This is a genomic window from Streptomyces jumonjinensis, from assembly GCF_009600885.1.
GTDB lineage: Bacteria > Actinomycetota > Actinomycetes > Streptomycetales > Streptomycetaceae > Streptomyces > Streptomyces jumonjinensis.
Genome location: NZ_VCLA01000167.1, coordinates 102,473 through 104,240 on the forward strand (window position 1 = coordinate 102,473; position 1,768 = coordinate 104,240).

1 protein-coding gene is annotated in these 1,768 nt (G+C 66.9%); it reads right to left on the reverse strand.

The genetic code is table 11. The features are described from left to right. Positions 1–1,716 (reverse strand): non-ribosomal peptide synthetase (locus FF041_RS24700; RefSeq protein ID WP_456154183.1); only part of this gene is annotated, 1,716 nt, incomplete at its 3' end. Between the last annotated feature and the right edge of the window lie 52 nt (positions 1,717–1,768).

The window sequence follows — 1,768 nt, forward strand, 5'->3', positions numbered from 1 at the left end:
CTCGCCCTCACCGGTCCACCGCACCACATCACCGGTGCGGTACATCCGCTCGGCGGGCTGGAACGGGCAGGCGACAAACCGCCGCGCAGTCAGCTCCGTACGCCCCAGATATCCACGCGCCAACCCGGCGCCGGCCACATACAACTCCCCCACCACCCCGGGCGGCACCGGTCGCAGGGAGGCGTCCAGTACATACACCTGGACGTTGGCGATCGGCCGACCAATCAGCGGGCGGCCATCGCTGCCTCTGATCAAGCTCACCGTGGAGGTGATCGTCGCCTCGGTCACGCCGTACTGGTTGTACATATCGCGGCCTGTCGACCACCGCCGACGCACCTCTTCAGGCAAGGGCTCACCACCAGTGATCAGTACCCGCAACTCCGGTAGGTCCTCCGACGGCAGCTGCGACAGGAAGGCCGGGGGAATCGCCGCATGGGTGATGCGCCGCATCCGTAGCAGCTGGGCCAGATCCTCGCCGTAGGAATCCAGCCTCGCCGGCGCCAGCACGAGTCGCCCTCCCGCGCACAGCACCGGCCAGATGTCCGACATGGAGACATCGAAGCTCGGCGAGACCAATTGCAGTACGCGGCTGTCCTCATCGATCCCAAACCGCTCTACGGTATCCGCGACGAGGTTGCCCAGTCCGGCGTGTGTCACCGTCACGCCCTTGGGCCGGCCCGTCGACCCCGAGGTATAGATCACATACGCCGCATGACCGGCCCCCAACCGCGCCAACCGCTCCCCATCACCAACCGGACCACCCGCACACCCCGCGACCTCACCCACCACCACCGGGTCATCCACCACCACAACCCGACCCGCGAACCCCTCCGGCACCACACCCCGCGTCCCCGCCGTACACACCACCACCGCCGGAGCCGCATCCCCGACCACAAAACCCACCCGCTCCGCCGGATACCCCGGATCCACCGGAACGAACACCCCACCCGCCACCGACACCGCCAACAACGCGACCACCATCACCACCGACCGCTCAACCACCACCCCCACCCGACACTCCGGCCCCACACCCAAACCCACCAGATACCGCGCCAGCCGACCCGCCCGATCCCCCAACTCCCCATACGACAACGACCACTCACCCGACTCCACCGCCACCGCATCAGGCGAACGACGCACCCTTTCCTTGAATCTCTCCACCACCGACTCCGTCGGCACCGGCCGAGCTGTGGCGTTCCACTCCTCGATAACCGAAGACCGTTCAGCGGGCGTCAGGACGTCGATTTCGCTGAGCCGTAGCTGAGGATCCGCCGCGACCTGGTCCAGCACCCGCACCAGACGTTCCGACAGCGCCTGGGCCGTGCCCTCGTCGAACAGGTCCGTCGCATACAGGATCCCGCCGTCGAGCCCGGCCGGAGCACCATGCTCGTCACGCCGCTCCGACAGATTCACCGCCAGGTCGAACCGGGCCACGGGGGTGGAGAACTCTGTTGGAGTCACTTCCAGATCCCTCAGCCGCCATTCGGCTGGGGGTGTGTTCTGGAGGGCGAGCATCACCTGGAAGAGGGGGTTGCGTGACAGTGAACGGGGCGGGTTCAGCTCCTCCACCAGACGCTCGAACGGCACATCCTGATGCGTATACGCCCCCAGATCCGCCGCCCGCACCCGCTCCACCACCTCAGCGAACGACGGATCACCACTCACATCCGACCGCAACACCAACGTATTGACGAAGAAACCCACCAACTCATCCAACGCCGCGTCCCCACGCCCCGCGACCGGAGTACCCAGCACAATGTCCTCACCC